The sequence below is a fragment of the Acinetobacter lactucae genome (assembly GCF_013122135.1).
GTDB classification, from domain to species: domain Bacteria; phylum Pseudomonadota; class Gammaproteobacteria; order Pseudomonadales; family Moraxellaceae; genus Acinetobacter; species Acinetobacter lactucae.
The window spans coordinates 651,460-668,695 of sequence record NZ_CP053391.1 but is presented as its reverse complement, the minus strand read 5'-3'; the positions used below and the strand labels follow the sequence as shown (position 1 = coordinate 668,695).

Below are 17,236 nucleotides of genomic sequence, written 5' to 3'. Positions count from 1 at the left end.
TCTACTTTTGTAAAGATTTTATTCTAGGTTGACTTAGCAATGCTTGAATGAGTGGAGTATAAAACTCACCCTCATTAATAAGTTTAATATAGTCATCTCTATACTCTATCCAGCCTTCTTCAACTAAGGCATCCCATATAGGCTTATAGTCGAGTTTAATATCACTATTAAAAATTTTCTCATATTTTTTAGTATTAATTTTCATTTCTTGTAATGCTTGGAATATCCAGATTAGTTTTACATCTTCAGTATCATGAACAAACATACGTTCAATAGGAAGCTTATTCAAAGATATCGCATCATAATATTCATTTAGGTTTCGGTGGTTCATTGCTGAAACAGACTTAATTTCTGATGAGTTAGGCTGTAATCTCATATTAACCGCTGCATAACCTAATCCGCTCATTGTCGTCATTTTATTTTGACCATTTTCATGTAAACAATCTCTGAGATTATCTTCATATAAATATTTTTCTGAGATCAGATAATTATCATTTGGTTTTTCCCAGTCATATACTGTTTTTTGTTTATAGCCTTTACTTATTAAGAATTGTTTTGCAATGTTATACATTTCAATTTTTCTCTCAATAGATGGCGTATTCTGCTTTTGTTTTGTAGCAAAATCAGATCGACCAGCAATATTAAGCTCATAATGAGTAATATGTTTTATTCCTGATTGAACAATACTTTCTAAATCTCCTAACATTGCTTCAATCGATTGATTTGGCCAGCCATAGATCAGATCAACATTGCAAGATAGAGAATACTTGTGAAATAACTCAATCGCATCGAAAACTTGCTTTCTTGTTTGTTTTCGACCACTGGTAGCGATTAGCTCATCATTAACCTGTTGTACCCCCATACTGACTCGATTGAAACCAGCCTCCTTAATTGCTCTTATTTTATCTTCGTTAAAAAGTTGAGGAATACCTTCTAAAGTCATTTCTATGGGTGTAGATAACCCCATGTCCGGAAAAACGGATGACACAATGTTAGCCAGTTTTATATAATCATGAGGTTGAAGTAAGTTAGGTGTACCTCCTCCTACATATAGACTTTCTAGTTGAGCACCTTGATAAAATTCTTTATATAAATGAGCTTCTCTATTTAAAAAGTTTAAATAATAGTCTATTTCCTTTTTACCTTTATAGTCTTGAGTAGGAAAAAGACAAAACCCACAGTGAGGTGGATCTGTAGGAATGCAATACGGAATACCTAAATATAAATTTATAGACTTATATTGAGCTTCGGTATTCTTTAGCAAATAATTTTTTTCTTTCTCTGGTAAATCTGTTTTCCACATTTTAGGTGAAGGATGAGTATGTAAAACTTTATTTGATAAATGTCTAACTTTATTTTTTTCTATGAAGTTTTTAATTGAAGCGATATCCATTGTCATTATACTTAAAAATAAATATCAATAAATATATTATATTTAAGTATAATATACAATTACTCGCCTCCTTAATTAGCTTAAAAATCTTCATATTTCATTAATTTACTCTAGTTTAAGTATCCTGAATATAAATTTTAATATCCTCCATAAATTGTTTTATTTTTCATAAGAAAAAGGAACTCGAAATGAGTTCCTTTTTTTATAGATGAAATGAATTTTGGATATATTGCAAATTAGGAACGTAGTAGCGTTGATTGTCCATACGTACATATTTAAATACAGTTGGGTGCTGTAAAGACTCTTGTATATCTTCATTTTCATCTACGACTTCAGAAATACGCAGACGAACTGAAACTGGCATCGATTTACACATAAGTGCAAAACGTTGACTAATATCTTCACTTTCAATGACTAATGCTACTGCTCGCGAATCCATTTCATTGTGAATCGAATAAACAGGGAGTTTTACATCATGCCATTCAATATGCTTGATACCATTTTTAACATCCATAGCAGATAACACTATATTTTGTGGCAATAGCATCGGCACTTGCTGATGGCACTCAATAATATATGCATCAATAAAACCAGTTGAGACAGTAATTAAATGCTGAAGCTCTTGCTGGTCCATTTCATTAATTAAAGATGTAGTTATATTACTTTGCATTAGGCAAGTCCCCCTTCAAATGTCATGAATAAGGCATCAATATTGTGAAGTAAGTCTTCTTCTTGGAAAGGTTTACCCATGTACTGGTTAACACCTAAAGCAAATGCTCGTTCACGGTGTTTTTCACCAGTTCGTGATGTAATCATAATCACTGGCATATCTTGGTGTAGATCATGATGTCGAACGAGGTTAAGCACCTCAAAGCCATCCATTCGCGGCATTTCAATATCAAGTAACATGAGATCTGGTTTAATATTTTCCAACTGTTCAATTGCATCGACCCCATCTTTAGCTGTGACTACATCATAGCCCTGACGTTCAAGTAAACGAGACGTCACCTTACGCACAGTTACCGAGTCATCTACAATCATGATAAGACGTCGTTCGTCAGACTCGCGTTGTCTATAGATAGTTTCATTAAGCAGCTTATATCGATGAGTAGACTGAATTTGGCGAGCAATATTTTGTCCATCTAAAATTAAGCAAACTTGACCATCACCTAAAATAGTTGCTCCTGCAATCGCACCAATGCTAGAAAATTGTTGTCCAATTGGTTTAACTACAATCTGTGCGCGCGAGCCAATCAGTTGGTCAACTAATAATGCGACGGTTTGTCCATTATTTGCCTTAATCATTAATACTGGTAATGAATACATCATTCCACTTAAGCGCGGAATTGGTTGATTACCAACAAACTCAGATAAATAACGTAATGGATAGCGCTTATTTTCAAATTCAAAGACTTCTTGTGCACTTCCGAAATATTGTTCTAATGATGCTGGTGAAACCCGCACAATTCGATCAATTTGAGCCAATGGGATTGCAAATTGCTGATCAGCAACTTTAACCATTAAGGCATCACTAACGGCTACAGTCGTTGGAACACGTATGGTAAAGACAGTGCCCTGCCCATAGACAGAGTCGACACTTATGTGGCCACCTAAGGCCTTAATATCACTCTGCACTACATCCAGTCCTACACCACGACCTGAAATCTGAGTGACTTGATCGGCAGTGCTTAAACCAGGATGGAAAATCAGTTGTAAAATATCTTGATGTTCTAATACTTGTTCAGAGTGAATCAAACCAGACATTAATGCTTTTTGACGAACCTTCTCGATATCAATACCTTGTCCATCGTCTTTAAAGGTAACGACAACATCTGTACCTTGACGATGAATATTCAGTTCAATACGTCCAGTTTCTGGTTTCTGCGCTTGCTCACGTTGTGCACGGTCTTCTAGTCCATGGTCAATTGCATTTCTAAGCATGTGCTCAAGTGGCGTAACCAAACGTTCTAGCATTGTCCGGTCCAACTCGCCTTCCGTATTATTTACGAAAAGCTCTGCTGGTCGATTTAACGCGGTAGAAGTCTGTCGCACAATCCTTTGTAGACGAGGCAACAATCGGGAGAATGGTACTAAGCGTGTGCGCATGAGACCTTCTTGAATTTCAGCCTGAATACGCGATTGCTGTACCAATAAACCTTCGGTGTCTCTGATCTTTTCAGATAATGTATTTTTAAAATCTACTAAATCCGATGCAGACTCGGCAAGAGATTTTGATAACTGATTTAATGAAGAATATTGGTCCATCTCTAAAGGATCAAATTCCGTATAACGCGAGTTCTCAATACCGTGTTTTGCAATAATTTGGGTTTCCAATTCGCCTTCCATTCGACGTAACTGATCTGCAAGTCGCTGAATAGCCAATTCCATTTCCGCTAAGGTATGACCAAATTGGCTTAAATCCATTTCAATTCGCGATCGGTTAATCGAGTTTTCACCAGACAGATCAATCATTTTTTCAATTAAATCTGCCGAAACTCGAATCATCTCATTATTTTGATCAAGCCGTTCTGTGTGTTCCCACGCGCCCATCATTGGCGGCGGTTCTGTACCGTCACCTTGCACAAAACTCATTACAGGTTCCGAGCTAAAGAGATCCGTTCTAGTTAACTTACTAGGAATTTGAATTGCCGTTTCAATGAACTGAATATTTTCCAGACTTTGTTGTAAACCATCGAAGTGTTGATAATTTTGTTTAAAAATTGCCTCTTTTAACCAGACAATTGCACTCTCTAATAAGTTGTCATAGATATTTGAGCTGAAATGATGAAGCGCAAACTGTTCAAAAGCGTTTTCGAGCTGATAAGCAATCGCTTGTACGGTTTCAAGTCCCAACATACGGGAACCACCTTTCAAGCTGTGCACAGCCCTTTGCAGCTGAAGCAAGATACTACGGTTTGTACGCTGCTCGAACCATTGTCTTAATAAGTGATCGGCCATCTCTAATAGTTCGGCCGCTTCCTCCATAAATGTCTGCTCGACAACAGAGTTAATATCTTGATCTTGGACACTCTCTGTATGATCGTGATCAGCATAAAGAACTCGTAATTCAGCGTATTCAACAAGTTGATTATTAGACTCGGCAATCGGCTCAGAACCAGAAGTTAACTCACTGAAGCTTAATGCCGTATTATTTATTACTTCTTGTTGTAATGCTTCAAAATTTAATTCAGGTATAACATATGCTTCAGTTTGTGTTTGCTCATCTTTAACAGTAGAACTAAATGAATCATAGGTCTGGGCTGCATTTTTAAGCGCTTGAATAGTATGAGAAGCAGCATAATCTAGGTGCTGTTCACGTACTATTTGAAGACGGTCAGCCAAGTCATCTTGAACTAGTCGAATAAAATCAATGAGAGCAGACGAAGCTATTAATTGTTTTTGAATTAATCGCTCATAAATACTTTCTAATTCATGTGCAATTAAACCAATATAAGTTGCCTGAATCATATTTGCCCCACCTTTTAAGGTATGCAAATAACGCATCAGATTATTAAGAGCGGCAAAGTTTTCTTGATCTTTAACCCAAATATTAAGATCTGTATCCATCCCTTCAAGCAACTCATCAGCTTCTTCAAGAAAAATATCTAATAGATCTGGATCAAAATGACGGTTTACATGCTCAGACGAAATGAATTGTCGATCTAGTTGTACACTCTGCCCTATTGTGACCTGATCAGTGAATACATTTTCTATCAGAGGTTTATTCGTTGTTTGTTCAACTTCAGTATTAAAGGTTGGTTCAATATTAAGAATTGGAATATGTTGAGTATATAGTTTTAGCTCTTCCAAGACATTTTGGTGTTGCTCAATAATACTTACTCTTTGTCCCGCAGCTAAGGCATCAAATAATTGAATTAATTGTTGGTGCGCTTTTTGATAAATTTCAAAAACATAGTCTGATTGTAATAAATCAGGTCGATCAAGCAATATGTCATAGCTTTCTTTCAACTGGTTAGTATATTCATATAAACCAACCATTGCTTGCGACTGAGTGTGTTGCAACAACACATCTGCTTGTTCACTTAAACGTTCAAGATAATGAGGAAACTCTGTCCGTATTCCCTTCTCAAAATCTAATTCCGCATCAAGTAATTCAGCAACATCTAATTGTAATAACTGAGACACTAATCCATGTGGAGGTATGAGTGGGCTTGAATGCTCACCATGCTGCTCCATATAAGCATCCCAAATCTGATTAAATTTTTGTAGATCAGATTCCAATTGCTCAGTAGAGCAATGTGCAGCCAATAGATCTAAACTATTTCGAATAAACTCACGATAATAACGGAGTAATGAAATTTCTTCAGAGTGAGAAGAAAGCTCTTCTTGTAATAGTATTTTAAATAAATGCTCAACCTTGGTACTAGCATCAAAGATTGGTTCAACATGCGCCATGGCCGAGCTGCCGCGTAACGTATGTAACGCACGTATTAAAGCATTATAACTTTCATGCTGATGTATTTCTTGTTCTAAAAATTGATCAATCGTCGCTAAGTATTCTTCTGCTTCTTCCATAAATAAAATTAAGGTTTCAGCAAGGGTCTGCTCATTTTCTATAGCGACTTCTGGAGTAGATATAGTTAAAACTTTAGCTGTTTCTGGTTCTAAATCATATGTTTCTAAACCAGTTTGAGTTTCAGCAGTAAGGATATCTGATAATAATAAAAGTTCGTCTAAAGCGGGTTCTAAACTTTGCTGTTGTTGTAATTGTTGCCCCAATAAAATTAGGGATTTAAAGTCTAGGCTATGATCTTTTTTAGATTTGAAGTCATCGACTAACTTAAAGAAATAGAACTTAAATACCAACTGAACATATTGTTGGATGTTAGGAGTTAATCCGAGACTATGATTGATTACCCGATTAAGCGTATCTTCTACAGTCCAAGCAAGCTCAGCAGATGATTTTGCACCAATCATCCGGCCAGAACCTTTCAATGTATGAAAATAACGGCGGATTTCAGTAAGCGTAGCAATATTTTCAGATTGCATCCACTCGTCAATCAAAGATTGTAATTCAACAAAAATTTCCTCAATTTCTTCGACAAAGATTTCAAGAAATTCATCATCTTGTTGAGAGTAGCTATCTTCCGGTAGCATCATTGCTTCAGTTAAAGTTTTTAATATTTCTTTCATAGCAAAGGCTTCTTTTGCTTGTCTCCCAAATGGAGAAAAACGACAGAGTCAACACCAGAAAAATAGCTGTTCCCCAATATTTATCTGGTGTTGTTAATACTTTTTAGAAGAATAGCGGTACAGAAACAGCTATTCTCATCCCCAATTTAATCAGGTAATTTAAAGTCCGTTACCGATTCACGTAATGACTCTGCCATGTTTGCTAGTTCAGAAACAGAGCGTGCTGTATCAAAGGTTGCTGTTGTCGTTTGTGAAGTAATTTCTTGTACGACTGTCATGGTGGTAGCAATGTGGCTGGCAGATGCGGATTGAAGTTTTGCTGCATCAGAAATGCTGGCAATTAAGTTTGCCAAATCACCCGATACTTTTTGAATTTCATCTAAGGCAATACCTGCATCTTTTGCCAAGTTTGCACCACGCACAACTTCAGTGGTGGTTTGTTCCATCGAAATAACAGCTTCATTTGTATCGGTCTGAATTGTTTTAACCAGAGTTTCGATCTGTTTAGTTGCCGATGCAGAACGCTCCGCAAGACGCTGTACTTCGTCAGCAACCACGGCGAAACCACGGCCTGCTTCACCCGCCATAGATGCTTGAATTGCTGCGTTTAACGCAAGAATGTTTGTTTGATCGGCAATATCATTAATGAGCGATACGATATTACCAATTTCTTGTGAAGACTCACCCAATCGCTTAATACGTTTAGACGTTTCTTGAATCTGTTCACGGATTGTATCCATACCTTCAATCGAACGGTTTACCACTTGCGCACCATTAGAGGCAATTTGTACCGAACGTTCTGCTACCTCAGCAGATTCAGATGCATTTGAAGATACTTGGTCAATCGATTGCGCCATTTCATTCATTGCTGTTGATGCACCAGCAATTTCTTGAGCCTGATGCTCAGATGCCTCTGCTAATTGGTTGGTAATATTTTGCGTATCTTGCGTATAGCGAGCTACCTCTTGAGAGGTTTCATGAATACGGGATACAAGGTCACGTAGTTGGTCAATCGCAAAGTTAATCGAGTCGGCAATTGCTCCTGTAAAATCCTCAGATACTGTTGCATATGAACGCAAGTCACCATCTGCAAGATCGGCGATTTCATCAAGTAAACGTAAGATCGCGTTTTGGTTACGGTCATACTCGTCTTGTAATCGAGTAACACGTTGCTTATCCATCACACTACGTAATGTGATTAATTTAAATACCGAGAAGATTAAGCCTGCTAAAGAACTGATTAACACCGCACCCAAGAATAAAGTAAGCCAGTTCTTTCTTGCTACATCAGATAAATGTCCCAAGTTATCTAACATCACATCTGATTTAGAGAAAATCTGAGAAGATGCCTGACGAACATTGACAATCTGGTTACCATTTTTTAATACAGTGGCAGCAGCAGATTTTAAAACTTTGTCATATTCAGATTTAATACTTTCTAAAGACTCACGTAAGGCTGGATCAGCAATACGGTCTACACCCAATTCAGCATTACCGTTAAGTTCAGCATTTAAGTACGTACCAAACGTATCAATATCTACACCAAAATCGCTAGTCGATACATTTCCATCGGTACCACTCAATACCGAGTTAATAGAACGTAAAATACGTTCGGCAATGAAGACTTGGTTCTTAGCAATAATTACCTGACTACTTGGCAAACCTTGGCGTGCCATTTGGTCAACCATCAAGTTGTATTCCGCCTGAATCTCAGGAACCGTCTCGCTAATAGAGATGTTGGTGTCATATAGCTGGTTAAGAACTTTTTGATGTGCTGAAATCAAGTCAATATTTTTTGAAAGTTCAGTCCACATAACTTGAACTTTTTGATATTCATCATTCGACTTACCGTGAATATTTTCAATCTCAAGTAAGTTTTCATTAAAGTCTTTTTGAGACTGCTGTAGCTTGGTGATTGCCTCTTGAGAGCCAGACTCAGTTGCTTCAGTTGCTTGTTTAGAAATCGTTTGAGATAACAAACGTAACTCACCAAGACTTCGAATTAACTGGTTATGACGTGGTACGTTATAGAACAGATAGGCTAGAGAAACTAATGCAAGCACAAAACATAAAAGTGCTGCATATAGGATTGGCTTGGACTTTTCACTTTCCCCAAATAAACTGGCAAACTGCTCAATTCTTGATTGGATTGTTGCAATAAAATTGACACCCGATTTTTCGGACGCAACCCGACTACTGCCTTTCTTTTTAAGCTTAAAGCCCATAGCTTTTCCCCAGAAAAATACTCTGTTTTCACAGCGTAAAAATTAGTTTATAAATTTTGTCGATGCATTCATGTAATGTGGGTTTTGCAATAAACGACTAAATAAAAAGACATGCCAATGCTGGTTATGTTGATGAAAATAACCTTGGCAATATTCTTTTAGATTTTCCTCTAAGTCTAAGCTTTGAGAAAAAAAGCTTTTTTTATTAAAGTGCTGAATCCCCAAAACCTGATCCACGACCAACCCCACATACTGGTCGCGATGGCTAATACACAATACTTTTTGAGTTGACGAAAATGAACTTCGTTGCCCTAAAATAAAATGCGCCAAATCAGACACTGAAAGTAATCTTCCTCGAATATTTGCCAATCCCTTTACCCAACTTTGGGTATTTGGAACAGGTGTATATTTTGGCGGATAGATTACTTCTGACACTTCCCCAAGTGGTGCGACGAAGTATTGCCCTCTCATTTCAAAAGCAATTCCTGACCATCGCTGTGCTTCATTTTGAACTGAAGCGTAATTCTTATTACCCCGTTTAGACAAACGAAGTAACTCGATAAATCCATTCGCTGCCATACTCGATCCTATAAAACGGGTACAAAATGCCCGTTATTTATGTTTTTATGGATGGATGAGTTAATTTAGAAATTGTTTAATTACATCAATCAATTGATTTTCTTCGATTGGCTTAATCAAATAATCGATTGCACCTTGACGCTTGCCCCATACACGGTCAGTTGCCTGATCTTTAGTACTCACAATAACAACAGGGATATGCTTAGTATCTTCATCACGGGTAATCTGACGTGTTGCCTGAAAACCATTTACACCCGGCATTACAACATCCATCAATACAAGATCTGGTTGCTCTGCTTTTGCAAGAGTTACACCATCTGCACCATTTGATGCTTCAAGCACGTCATAACCATGTTTGGTTAGGATTTCTTTAAAACGAAAAGTTTCTGTTGGTGAATCATCTACAATGAGAATACGTGCCATTTTTTTTGCCCTCAAATTACTGGTTATGAACTTACATGATTACGAATCGCGTTTAACAATTCATCTTTGCTAAAAGGTTTCGTCAAGTATTCATCTGAACCTACCACACGCCCTTTTGCCTGATCAAATAAACCATCTTTACTAGAGAGCATGATAACGGGAATGTTCTGATAATTTTGAGAGTTTTTTATCAAAGCACAAGTTTGATAACCATCTAAACGAGGCATCATGATATCGACAAAAACAATATCCGGATTTGCTTCTGCAATTTTGGACAAAGCTTCAAATCCATCCACAGCAGTAATGACTTCACAGCCTTCGCGCTGCAATAAAGTTTCTGCTGTACGGCGAATGGTTTTTGAGTCATCAATCACCATTACTTTCAGATTTTGGAATGCATCTTCCATTTAATCTTCCATCCCCATAAAAATAAAATATAAATGCAATTTAACTTAAATTTGTTTTTACACATTTATACGCATTTTTAACATATCTGGCCGTCTATTTTCAATGAGGCTTTTTTGTCTACTTTCTCATTTATAAACAATAACTTTTAACCTCATCACACTTTAATTAAAATTATCATTTTTTTTATAATGACTATATTTTTATTCAGCTAAATAATAATTAATATAATAAAGATTAAATATTTAAAAATAAGCGACTTAGCTATCTTTTTGGGGATTTTCAATGAATGATAGGATGAAATATGCCTTTTACAGGAATTGCTTGTCTGTATTTATAGGCATTATTTCCTTCGCATCACTCTTTTTCTTACCGTCTAGTGTTGCTCTTGCCGATACGCCCAAAGCGGTTTGGTATCGTTATTATGATCAACATGGTATTGCCAATATTAGTACATCGGTCACACCCGCTCATATTCGTTATGGTTATGAAGCTCTTGATCGGAATATGCAAGTGATAAAAAGAAACCACTCGTATAATGCTGAAGCTGATTTAAATCAATCAAGTCAACGGGCATTATTGGCAAGGCATAAAGAACAAGATATCAAATTAAAAAAAGCTTATAGCAATAGTAAGACCGCTTCGATTAAAAGAGATCAGGCATTAGTGTCTATAAAAAAACAAATTAATTATCAGCAGGAACAACTTAATCAATTACAACAAGACAAAATTTTATTTAAGCGTCAGGAAATGGAGTATTTCAGAAAAGGAGAAATGATTCCTGAACGTCATAAAGCGTTGATTGCAAACAATCTAAATAATATTAATCGAGTTAAACAAACACTTGAAATCCTTTCCAAGACCTATAACCGAACCAATAATGAGTATGAAAATATTATCGAACGTTTAAAAAAGCTTGAATAACTGCAAAGGTTTATCAAGAATAGGGCAAAATAAAATTTGAATTATAGGATGATGCTGTATGCACACAATGCATCTCACCCCTTCTACTTTTTTTAAACTGAGTATTATTAGTTTATGTTTAATTTTAACTGCATGTAATAAGCAAGAAACAACTCAAACCACAGCCTCAGCTCCTGTAAAAATTGAGCTTATTCCTCAAGATCTTATTGCAGTTAAACAAGGAGCACTTGACTCTCAAACCGCATTTACAGGAACTGTTCGTGCGGTTCAGCAAAGTTCCATTCAGGCGCAAGTCAGCGCAACAGCGACGAATGTCACTGCAAATGTCGGCCAACAGGTACAAAAAGGTCAAGTTCTGGTGAGATTGAATAATCAGGACAATGTTGCACGATTAGCGCAAGCACGCGCCAACCTCGCATCGGCTCAATCACAAGCTGAACTTGCTCGTAATTTAATGAATCGAAAACAAAGATTATTCAATCAAGGTTTTATTGCTCAGGTCGAGTTTGAACAAAGTCAGGTGGACTATAAAGGGCAACTTGAAAGTGTAAAAGCACAACAAGCCAATGTTGATATTGCTAAAAAAGCGGATCAGGACGGAATTATTACTAGTCCAATTTCAGGTGTAATTACTAAACGACAAGTTGAACCCGGTCAAACTGTTTCAGTTGGACAAACACTATTTGAAATCGTAAATCCAGATCAGCTTGAAATACAGGCAAAGCTACCTATTGAACAACAATCTGCGCTTAAGATAGGTAGCAACATTCAATATCAAATTCAGGGCAATTCAAAACAATTAAACGCAACGCTTACTCGTATTTCACCTGTTGCCGATCAAGATAGCCGACAAATCGAATTTTTCGCTGCTCCTAAAGAAAAAATTGATTCGTTAAGCATTGGGGCTTTCATTAATGGAAATATTCTGCGCAATGACACTCATTCAGGCCAAACTATTCCTTTAGACAGCATTCAAAATATGCAACATGACCCTTTTGTATGGGTGATACGCAATCACACCATTCAAAAATTTAAAATTCGAGTGGTTGAACAGCGTTATAACGATAATATTGCTTTAGTCGAAGGTTTACAAAGTACAGATCTGGTCAGCCGTATTCAATTTGAAGATTCCGACATTAATAAAAAAGTGACGGTTACAACCGACAAAAATAAATAAGGTAGCAAATAGCGTATGTGGTTTACTCGAATCAGTGTGAAATACCCCGTTTTTACCATTATGATGATGCTCAGCTTAATGGTACTCGGGTTGGCGTCTTGGAAACGTATGACTGTCGAAGAGTTTCCAAATATAGATTTCCCATTCGTAGTAGTCACTACACAATATACGGGTGCGTCACCAGAAGCGGTTGAGTCAGATATAACAAAAAAACTTGAAGATCAAATTAATACAATTTCAGGGATTAAGCAGATTACTTCACGCTCAAGTGAAGGCCTTTCAATGGTGATTGCCGAGTTTAATCTTGATACTTCTTCGGCGATTGCTGCTCAGGATGTCCGTGACAAAATTGCACCTGTCACAGCACAGTTCCGTGATGAAATTGATACACCGATTGTGCAACGCTATGACCCCTCCTCTAGCCCAATCATGTCGGTTGTATTTGAATCAAACAGCATGAGTCTGGCGCAATTAAGTTCGTATGTAGATAAAAAAATTGTGCCTCAGCTTAAAACTGTTTCAGGTGTCGGTAATGTGAATTTATTGGGTGATGCAAAGCGGCAAATCCGAATAAAGGTTATTCCTGCACAATTACAAAGCTACGGCATTGGTATTGATCAGGTCATTAACACCTTAAAAAATGAAAATATTGAAGTCCCTGCCGGAACCTTACAACAAAAAAATTCTGAACTGGTCGTACAGATTCAATCGAAAGTTATCCATCCCCTTGCATTTGGCGATTTGGTGATTGCCAATAAAAATGGTTCGCCCATTTTTTTAAAGCAAGTGGCAACCGTTGAGGACACACAAGCCGAACTACAATCGAGTGCCTTTTATAATGGAAGAACTGCAGTTTCAGTCGATATCTTAAAAAGTTCCGATGCCAATGTAATTAAAGTCGTCGATCAGACTTATCAAACGTTAGAGAAATTAAAAGATCAAATGCCTGCGGGTTTAGATTACAAAGTCGTAGCTGATAGCTCTAAAGGTATTCGCGCTTCAATCAAAGATGTTGTTCGAACCATTATTGAAGGTGCTGCTTTAGCAGTTTTAATTGTTTTATTATTTTTAGGCTCTTTCCGTTCTACAGTGATTACCGGTCTAACCTTACCTATTACTTTGCTCGGAACCTTAACTTTTATCTGGGCATTTGGGTTTAGCATTAACATGATGACGCTGTTAGCTTTATCGCTCAGTATTGGTTTACTCATTGATGATGCAATTGTAGTTCGAGAAAATATTGTCAGGCATACTGAACTGGGCAAAGACCATGTGACTGCAGCTCTTGAAGGGACAAAAGAAATTGGTTTAGCCGTACTCGCAACCACGCTGACTATTGTGGCAGTCTTTCTACCCGTAGCCTTCATGGGTGGTCTGATTGGACGTTTCTTTTATCAGTTTGGTGTGACGGTCAGTACGGCTGTTTTAATTTCAATGTTTATTAGCTTTACGCTCGACCCAATGCTTTCAGCTCATTGGAAAGATCCTGTAAAGAAAAAAGATAATTGGCTACAACGTTTTTTTAACCATATTTCTAATTTGCTAGATCGGCTTACTCATGTTTATGAAAAGCTATTAAAGCTTGCTCTACGCTTCCGTTTAATCACGGTTATTGTTGCAATCGCTTCATTATTTGCTGCATTAGGGCTGTCTAAACTCATCGGGACCGAATTTGTACCTACACCAGATAAAGGTGAAGTCCGCATTCAGTTCGAGACTCCTGTAGATTCTTCTTTAGAATATACCCAAGCAAAATTACATCAGGTCGATCAAATTATTAGACAATTCCCCGATGTCGTTTCTACGTATGGCGTGGTTAACAGTGAAGTAGACTCTGGTAAAAACCATGCTGGTTTAGGGGTGACTTTAAAGCCAAAACAAGAACGTAGCTCAGATCTTAATACTCTCAACAATGAGTTCCGTGATCGTTTGCAAACTGTAGCGGGTATTCGAGTGACCTCTGTTGCCGCAGCACAGGACTCTGTCTCTGGCGGGCAAAAGCCAATCATGATTTCTATTAAAGGATCTGACCTCAATGAACTACAAAAAATTTCAGATCGCTTTATTGCTGAAATGGAAAAAATTAAAGGCGTAGTTGATTTAGAAAGCTCATTGAAAGAACCTAAACCGACTTTAGGTGTTCATATTAATCGCGTGCTAGCAAGTGATTTGGGCTTATCTGTTTCCCAAATTGCGAATGCCATTCGACCATTAATTGCGGGCGATAATGTCACCACTTGGGAAGACCGTGATGGCGAAACTTATGATGTGAATTTACGTTTAAATGAAAATAAACGTATGCTTCCGCAAGATGTGCAAAATTTATATATCAACTCTAATAAAACCAATGCAACCGGACAAAATATATTAGTTCCATTGAGTGCAGTCGCAACGACCGAAGAAAAGCTTGGGGCTTCGCAAATTAACAGACGTGATCTTGAGCGCGAGGTTCTTATTGAGGCAAATACCTCAGGGCGCCCTAGTGGAGACATTGGTCAAGACATCGACAAAATGCAAAAGGCATTTAAGCTACCTGCGGGCTATACATTTGATACTCAAGGTGCCAATGCTGATATGGCTGAATCTGCTGGATACGCATTAACTGCTATTACCCTATCGATTGTATTTATCTATATCGTGTTAGGTTCTCAATTCAATAGCTTTATTCATCCAGCGGCCATTATGGCGTCTTTACCTTTATCATTAATTGGTGTTTTTCTTGCCCTATTCTTGTTCCAAAGCACCCTAAATCTGTTTTCAATTATTGGCATTATTATGCTGATGGGGCTCGTCACTAAAAATGCAATCTTGCTGATCGATTTTATTAAGAAAGCGATGGATCAGGGTGTCAGCCGTTATGATGCTATTTTACAAGCTGGGAAGACCCGTTTACGTCCAATTTTAATGACAACAAGTGCTATGGTGATGGGGATGGTTCCATTAGCTTTAGGTCTCGGCGAAGGCGGTGAGCAAAGTGCCCCAATGGCTCATGCTGTTATTGGTGGTGTGATTACCTCTACCCTGTTGACTCTTGTAGTTGTACCCGTCATTTTCACTTATCTGGATGACTTGAAGAACTTTATGCTGCGTCAAACTCGACGATTCATGTCATAATACAGCGATTATCGTATAATCTGCGTTTTTATAACGCTTAACTTTTAGGACTTTTTCCATGCGCGCAAGCCGCTTTTTATTTGCAACGTTGAGAGAAACCCCAAATGATGCTGAAGTGATTTCACACCAGCTCATGTTACGTGCGGGGATGATTCGTAAATTGGCATCTGGTTTATATACATGGCTGCCGATGGGAACACGTGTGCTTAAAAAAGTAGATGCAATTGTTCGTGAAGAAATGAACCGTTCAGGTGCGATGGAAGTATTCATGCCCGTGACTCAACCCGCAAGTCTTTGGGAAGAATCAGGTCGATATGAACAATACGGCCCTGAGTTATTACGTTTTAAAGATCGTCATACGAACCCATTTGTACTTGGGCCAACGCATGAAGAAGTTATTACAGATATGGCGCGTAACGAACTAAAAAGTTATAAGCAGCTTCCTGTAAACTTCTATCAAATTCAAACCAAATTCCGTGATGAAATCCGTCCACGTTTTGGTGTAATGCGTTCACGTGAGTTCATCATGAAAGATGCTTATTCTTTCCATGCAACTCAAGAATCGTTACAAGAAACTTATGACGTGATGTACGATACTTATAGCCGCATTTTCACTCGCTTAGGTTTGGATTTCCGCCCAGTACAAGCTGATACAGGTTCTATTGGTGGTTCAGCTTCCCATGAATTCCACGTATTGGCTGCTAGTGGTGAAGATGACATCGCATTTTCAACTGAATCTGATTATGCAGCAAATGTTGAAATGGCTGAGGCTGTTTTAGTTGGTGAACGTGCAGCACCGACACAAGAATTTAAATTGGTTGAAACACCAAACCAAAAAACGATTGATGATGTATGCCAATTCTTAAATACAGATCCAAAGCAATCTGTTAAAGCATTATTGGTTCAAGGCGTTGCAGACGAGAAAGGGAATGTTCCTGTCGTTGCTCTATTTGTACGTGGCGACCACGAACTGAATGAGATTAAAGCTGAGAAGCATCCTTTAGTTGCGGCTCCTCTTACTTTTGCAACTGAAGAACAACTTCAAGCATTTGGTTTAACTGCTGGCTTTACTGGTCCACAAGGTTTAGTCGAAAAAGGCTTAACTGTCATTGTTGACCGTGCTGCATCTGTTCTTTCAGACTTCGTTGCTGGTGCAAACGAAGCAGACAAACATGCAGTTGGCGTAAACTGGGAACGTGATGCGCAAATTAGTGAAGTTTTTGATTTACGTAATGTGGTTGAAGGCGATCCATCTCCAGATGGCAAAGGCACACTACAAATTAAACGTGGTATTGAAGTAGGTCATATTTTCCAGCTTGGTACTAAATACTCTGAAGCTTTAGGCTGTAAAGTTCTAGGTGAAGATGGCAAACCATTTACAGTAACCATGGGATGCTACGGTATTGGTGTAACACGTGTAGTTGCAGCTGCAATTGAACAAAATTATGATGACAAAGGTATTATTTGGCCACAAGCGATTGCACCTTTTGAAATTGCCATTGTTCCAATGAATGCGCACAAATCACCACGTACTCTTGAAGCAGCAGAATCACTTTATGCAGAACTTCAAGCTCAAGGTTTTGACGTATTACTTGATGATCGTAATGAACGCCCAGGCGTTAAATTCTCTGACCTTGAGTTAATGGGTATTCCACACCGTATTGTGATTGGTGAAAAAGGTCTTGATGCAGGTACTTTTGAATATAAAGGCCGCCGCGATGCTGAAGCGAGCAATTTAACTAAAGAAGAGCTTTTAGCTAAGTTAGCGCGTTAACTACATGCATGTCACTGCCTCAAATGGTAGTGACATGCAAATGTTATTTATATAGGCAATACCTTACT

Annotated in this window: 11 protein-coding genes; 4 read left to right on the top strand and 7 right to left on the bottom strand. The window is 37.8% G+C overall.

The features are described 5' to 3' along the window. Position 1: 1 nt before the first annotated feature. The 7 genes from HLV59_RS03250 to pilG form a co-directional block, all read right to left on the bottom strand. Positions 2-1,393 (bottom strand): coproporphyrinogen-III oxidase family protein, encoded by a 1,392-nt coding sequence (locus tag HLV59_RS03250; protein ID WP_171429334.1) that lies wholly within the window; start codon positions 1,391-1,393, stop codon positions 2-4. A 202-nt stretch (positions 1,394-1,595) separates the two neighbouring features. Continuing rightward, positions 1,596-2,063 carry a hypothetical protein gene (locus tag HLV59_RS03245; RefSeq protein WP_171429333.1) on the bottom strand — a complete coding sequence of 156 codons (468 nt, stop codon included), beginning with the start codon at positions 2,061-2,063 and terminating at the stop codon, positions 1,596-1,598. Continuing rightward, entirely contained in the window at positions 2,063-6,547 is a 4,485-nt protein-coding gene (locus HLV59_RS03240) for a hybrid sensor histidine kinase/response regulator (RefSeq protein ID WP_171429332.1), read from the bottom strand. Before HLV59_RS03240 ends, HLV59_RS03245 begins: the two co-directional genes overlap by 1 nt. Positions 6,548-6,693: 146 nt before the next feature. Continuing rightward, a complete protein-coding gene (locus HLV59_RS03235; RefSeq protein ID WP_016143403.1) occupies positions 6,694-8,772 on the bottom strand; it encodes a methyl-accepting chemotaxis protein in 2,079 nt (692 codons plus the stop codon). A gap of 42 nt (positions 8,773-8,814) precedes the next feature. After that, positions 8,815-9,351 carry a chemotaxis protein CheW gene (locus HLV59_RS03230; RefSeq protein WP_002116439.1) on the bottom strand — a complete coding sequence of 179 codons (537 nt, stop codon included), beginning with the start codon at positions 9,349-9,351 and terminating at the stop codon, positions 8,815-8,817. Positions 9,352-9,411: 60 nt separating this feature from the next. Further along, positions 9,412-9,774 (bottom strand): response regulator, encoded by a 363-nt coding sequence (locus HLV59_RS03225; protein ID WP_002116220.1) that lies wholly within the window; start codon positions 9,772-9,774, stop codon positions 9,412-9,414. A 23-nt stretch (positions 9,775-9,797) separates the two neighbouring features. Then, positions 9,798-10,181, bottom strand: a complete 384-nt coding sequence (pilG, locus tag HLV59_RS03220; RefSeq protein WP_000389061.1) for a twitching motility response regulator PilG — start codon at positions 10,179-10,181, stop codon at positions 9,798-9,800. A 283-nt stretch (positions 10,182-10,464) separates the two neighbouring features. Here pilG and HLV59_RS03215 point away from each other — a divergent pair, with 283 nt between their 5' ends. The 4 genes from HLV59_RS03215 to HLV59_RS03200 all read left to right on the top strand — a co-directional run bounded on the left by HLV59_RS03215 (position 10,465) and on the right by HLV59_RS03200 (position 17,168). Continuing rightward, entirely contained in the window at positions 10,465-11,103 is a 639-nt protein-coding gene (locus tag HLV59_RS03215) for a hypothetical protein (RefSeq protein WP_171429331.1), read from the top strand. Between the two features lie 67 nt (positions 11,104-11,170). Then, positions 11,171-12,280, top strand: coding sequence for an efflux RND transporter periplasmic adaptor subunit (locus HLV59_RS03210; protein WP_171430571.1), 1,110 nt, complete (start codon positions 11,171-11,173; stop codon positions 12,278-12,280). Between the two features lie 15 nt (positions 12,281-12,295). Beyond that, entirely contained in the window at positions 12,296-15,394 is a 3,099-nt protein-coding gene (locus tag HLV59_RS03205; RefSeq protein WP_171429330.1) for an efflux RND transporter permease subunit, read from the top strand. Between the two features lie 58 nt (positions 15,395-15,452). Then, positions 15,453-17,168: a proline--tRNA ligase gene (locus tag HLV59_RS03200; RefSeq protein WP_171429329.1), complete on the top strand. Its 1,716-nt coding sequence runs from the start codon at positions 15,453-15,455 to the stop codon at positions 17,166-17,168. Positions 17,169-17,236: the final 68 nt, after the last annotated feature.

Coding starts and splice junctions, on each gene's coding strand:
- HLV59_RS03210 (WP_171430571.1), top strand. CDS start 11,171: ATGCATCTCACCCCTTCTACTTTTTTTAAACTGAGTATTATTAGTTTA.
- HLV59_RS03230 (WP_002116439.1), bottom strand. CDS start 9,351: ATGGCAGCGAATGGATTTATCGAGTTACTTCGTTTGTCTAAACGGGGT.
- HLV59_RS03250 (WP_171429334.1), bottom strand. CDS start 1,393: ATGGATATCGCTTCAATTAAAAACTTCATAGAAAAAAATAAAGTTAGA.
- HLV59_RS03200 (WP_171429329.1), top strand. CDS start 15,453: ATGCGCGCAAGCCGCTTTTTATTTGCAACGTTGAGAGAAACCCCAAAT.
- HLV59_RS03235 (WP_016143403.1), bottom strand. CDS start 8,772: ATGGGCTTTAAGCTTAAAAAGAAAGGCAGTAGTCGGGTTGCGTCCGAA.
- pilG (WP_000389061.1), bottom strand. CDS start 10,181: ATGGAAGATGCATTCCAAAATCTGAAAGTAATGGTGATTGATGACTCA.
- HLV59_RS03245 (WP_171429333.1), bottom strand. CDS start 2,063: ATGCAAAGTAATATAACTACATCTTTAATTAATGAAATGGACCAGCAA.
- HLV59_RS03215 (WP_171429331.1), top strand. CDS start 10,465: ATGAATGATAGGATGAAATATGCCTTTTACAGGAATTGCTTGTCTGTA.
- HLV59_RS03205 (WP_171429330.1), top strand. CDS start 12,296: ATGTGGTTTACTCGAATCAGTGTGAAATACCCCGTTTTTACCATTATG.
- HLV59_RS03225 (WP_002116220.1), bottom strand. CDS start 9,774: ATGGCACGTATTCTCATTGTAGATGATTCACCAACAGAAACTTTTCGT.
- HLV59_RS03240 (WP_171429332.1), bottom strand. CDS start 6,547: ATGAAAGAAATATTAAAAACTTTAACTGAAGCAATGATGCTACCGGAA.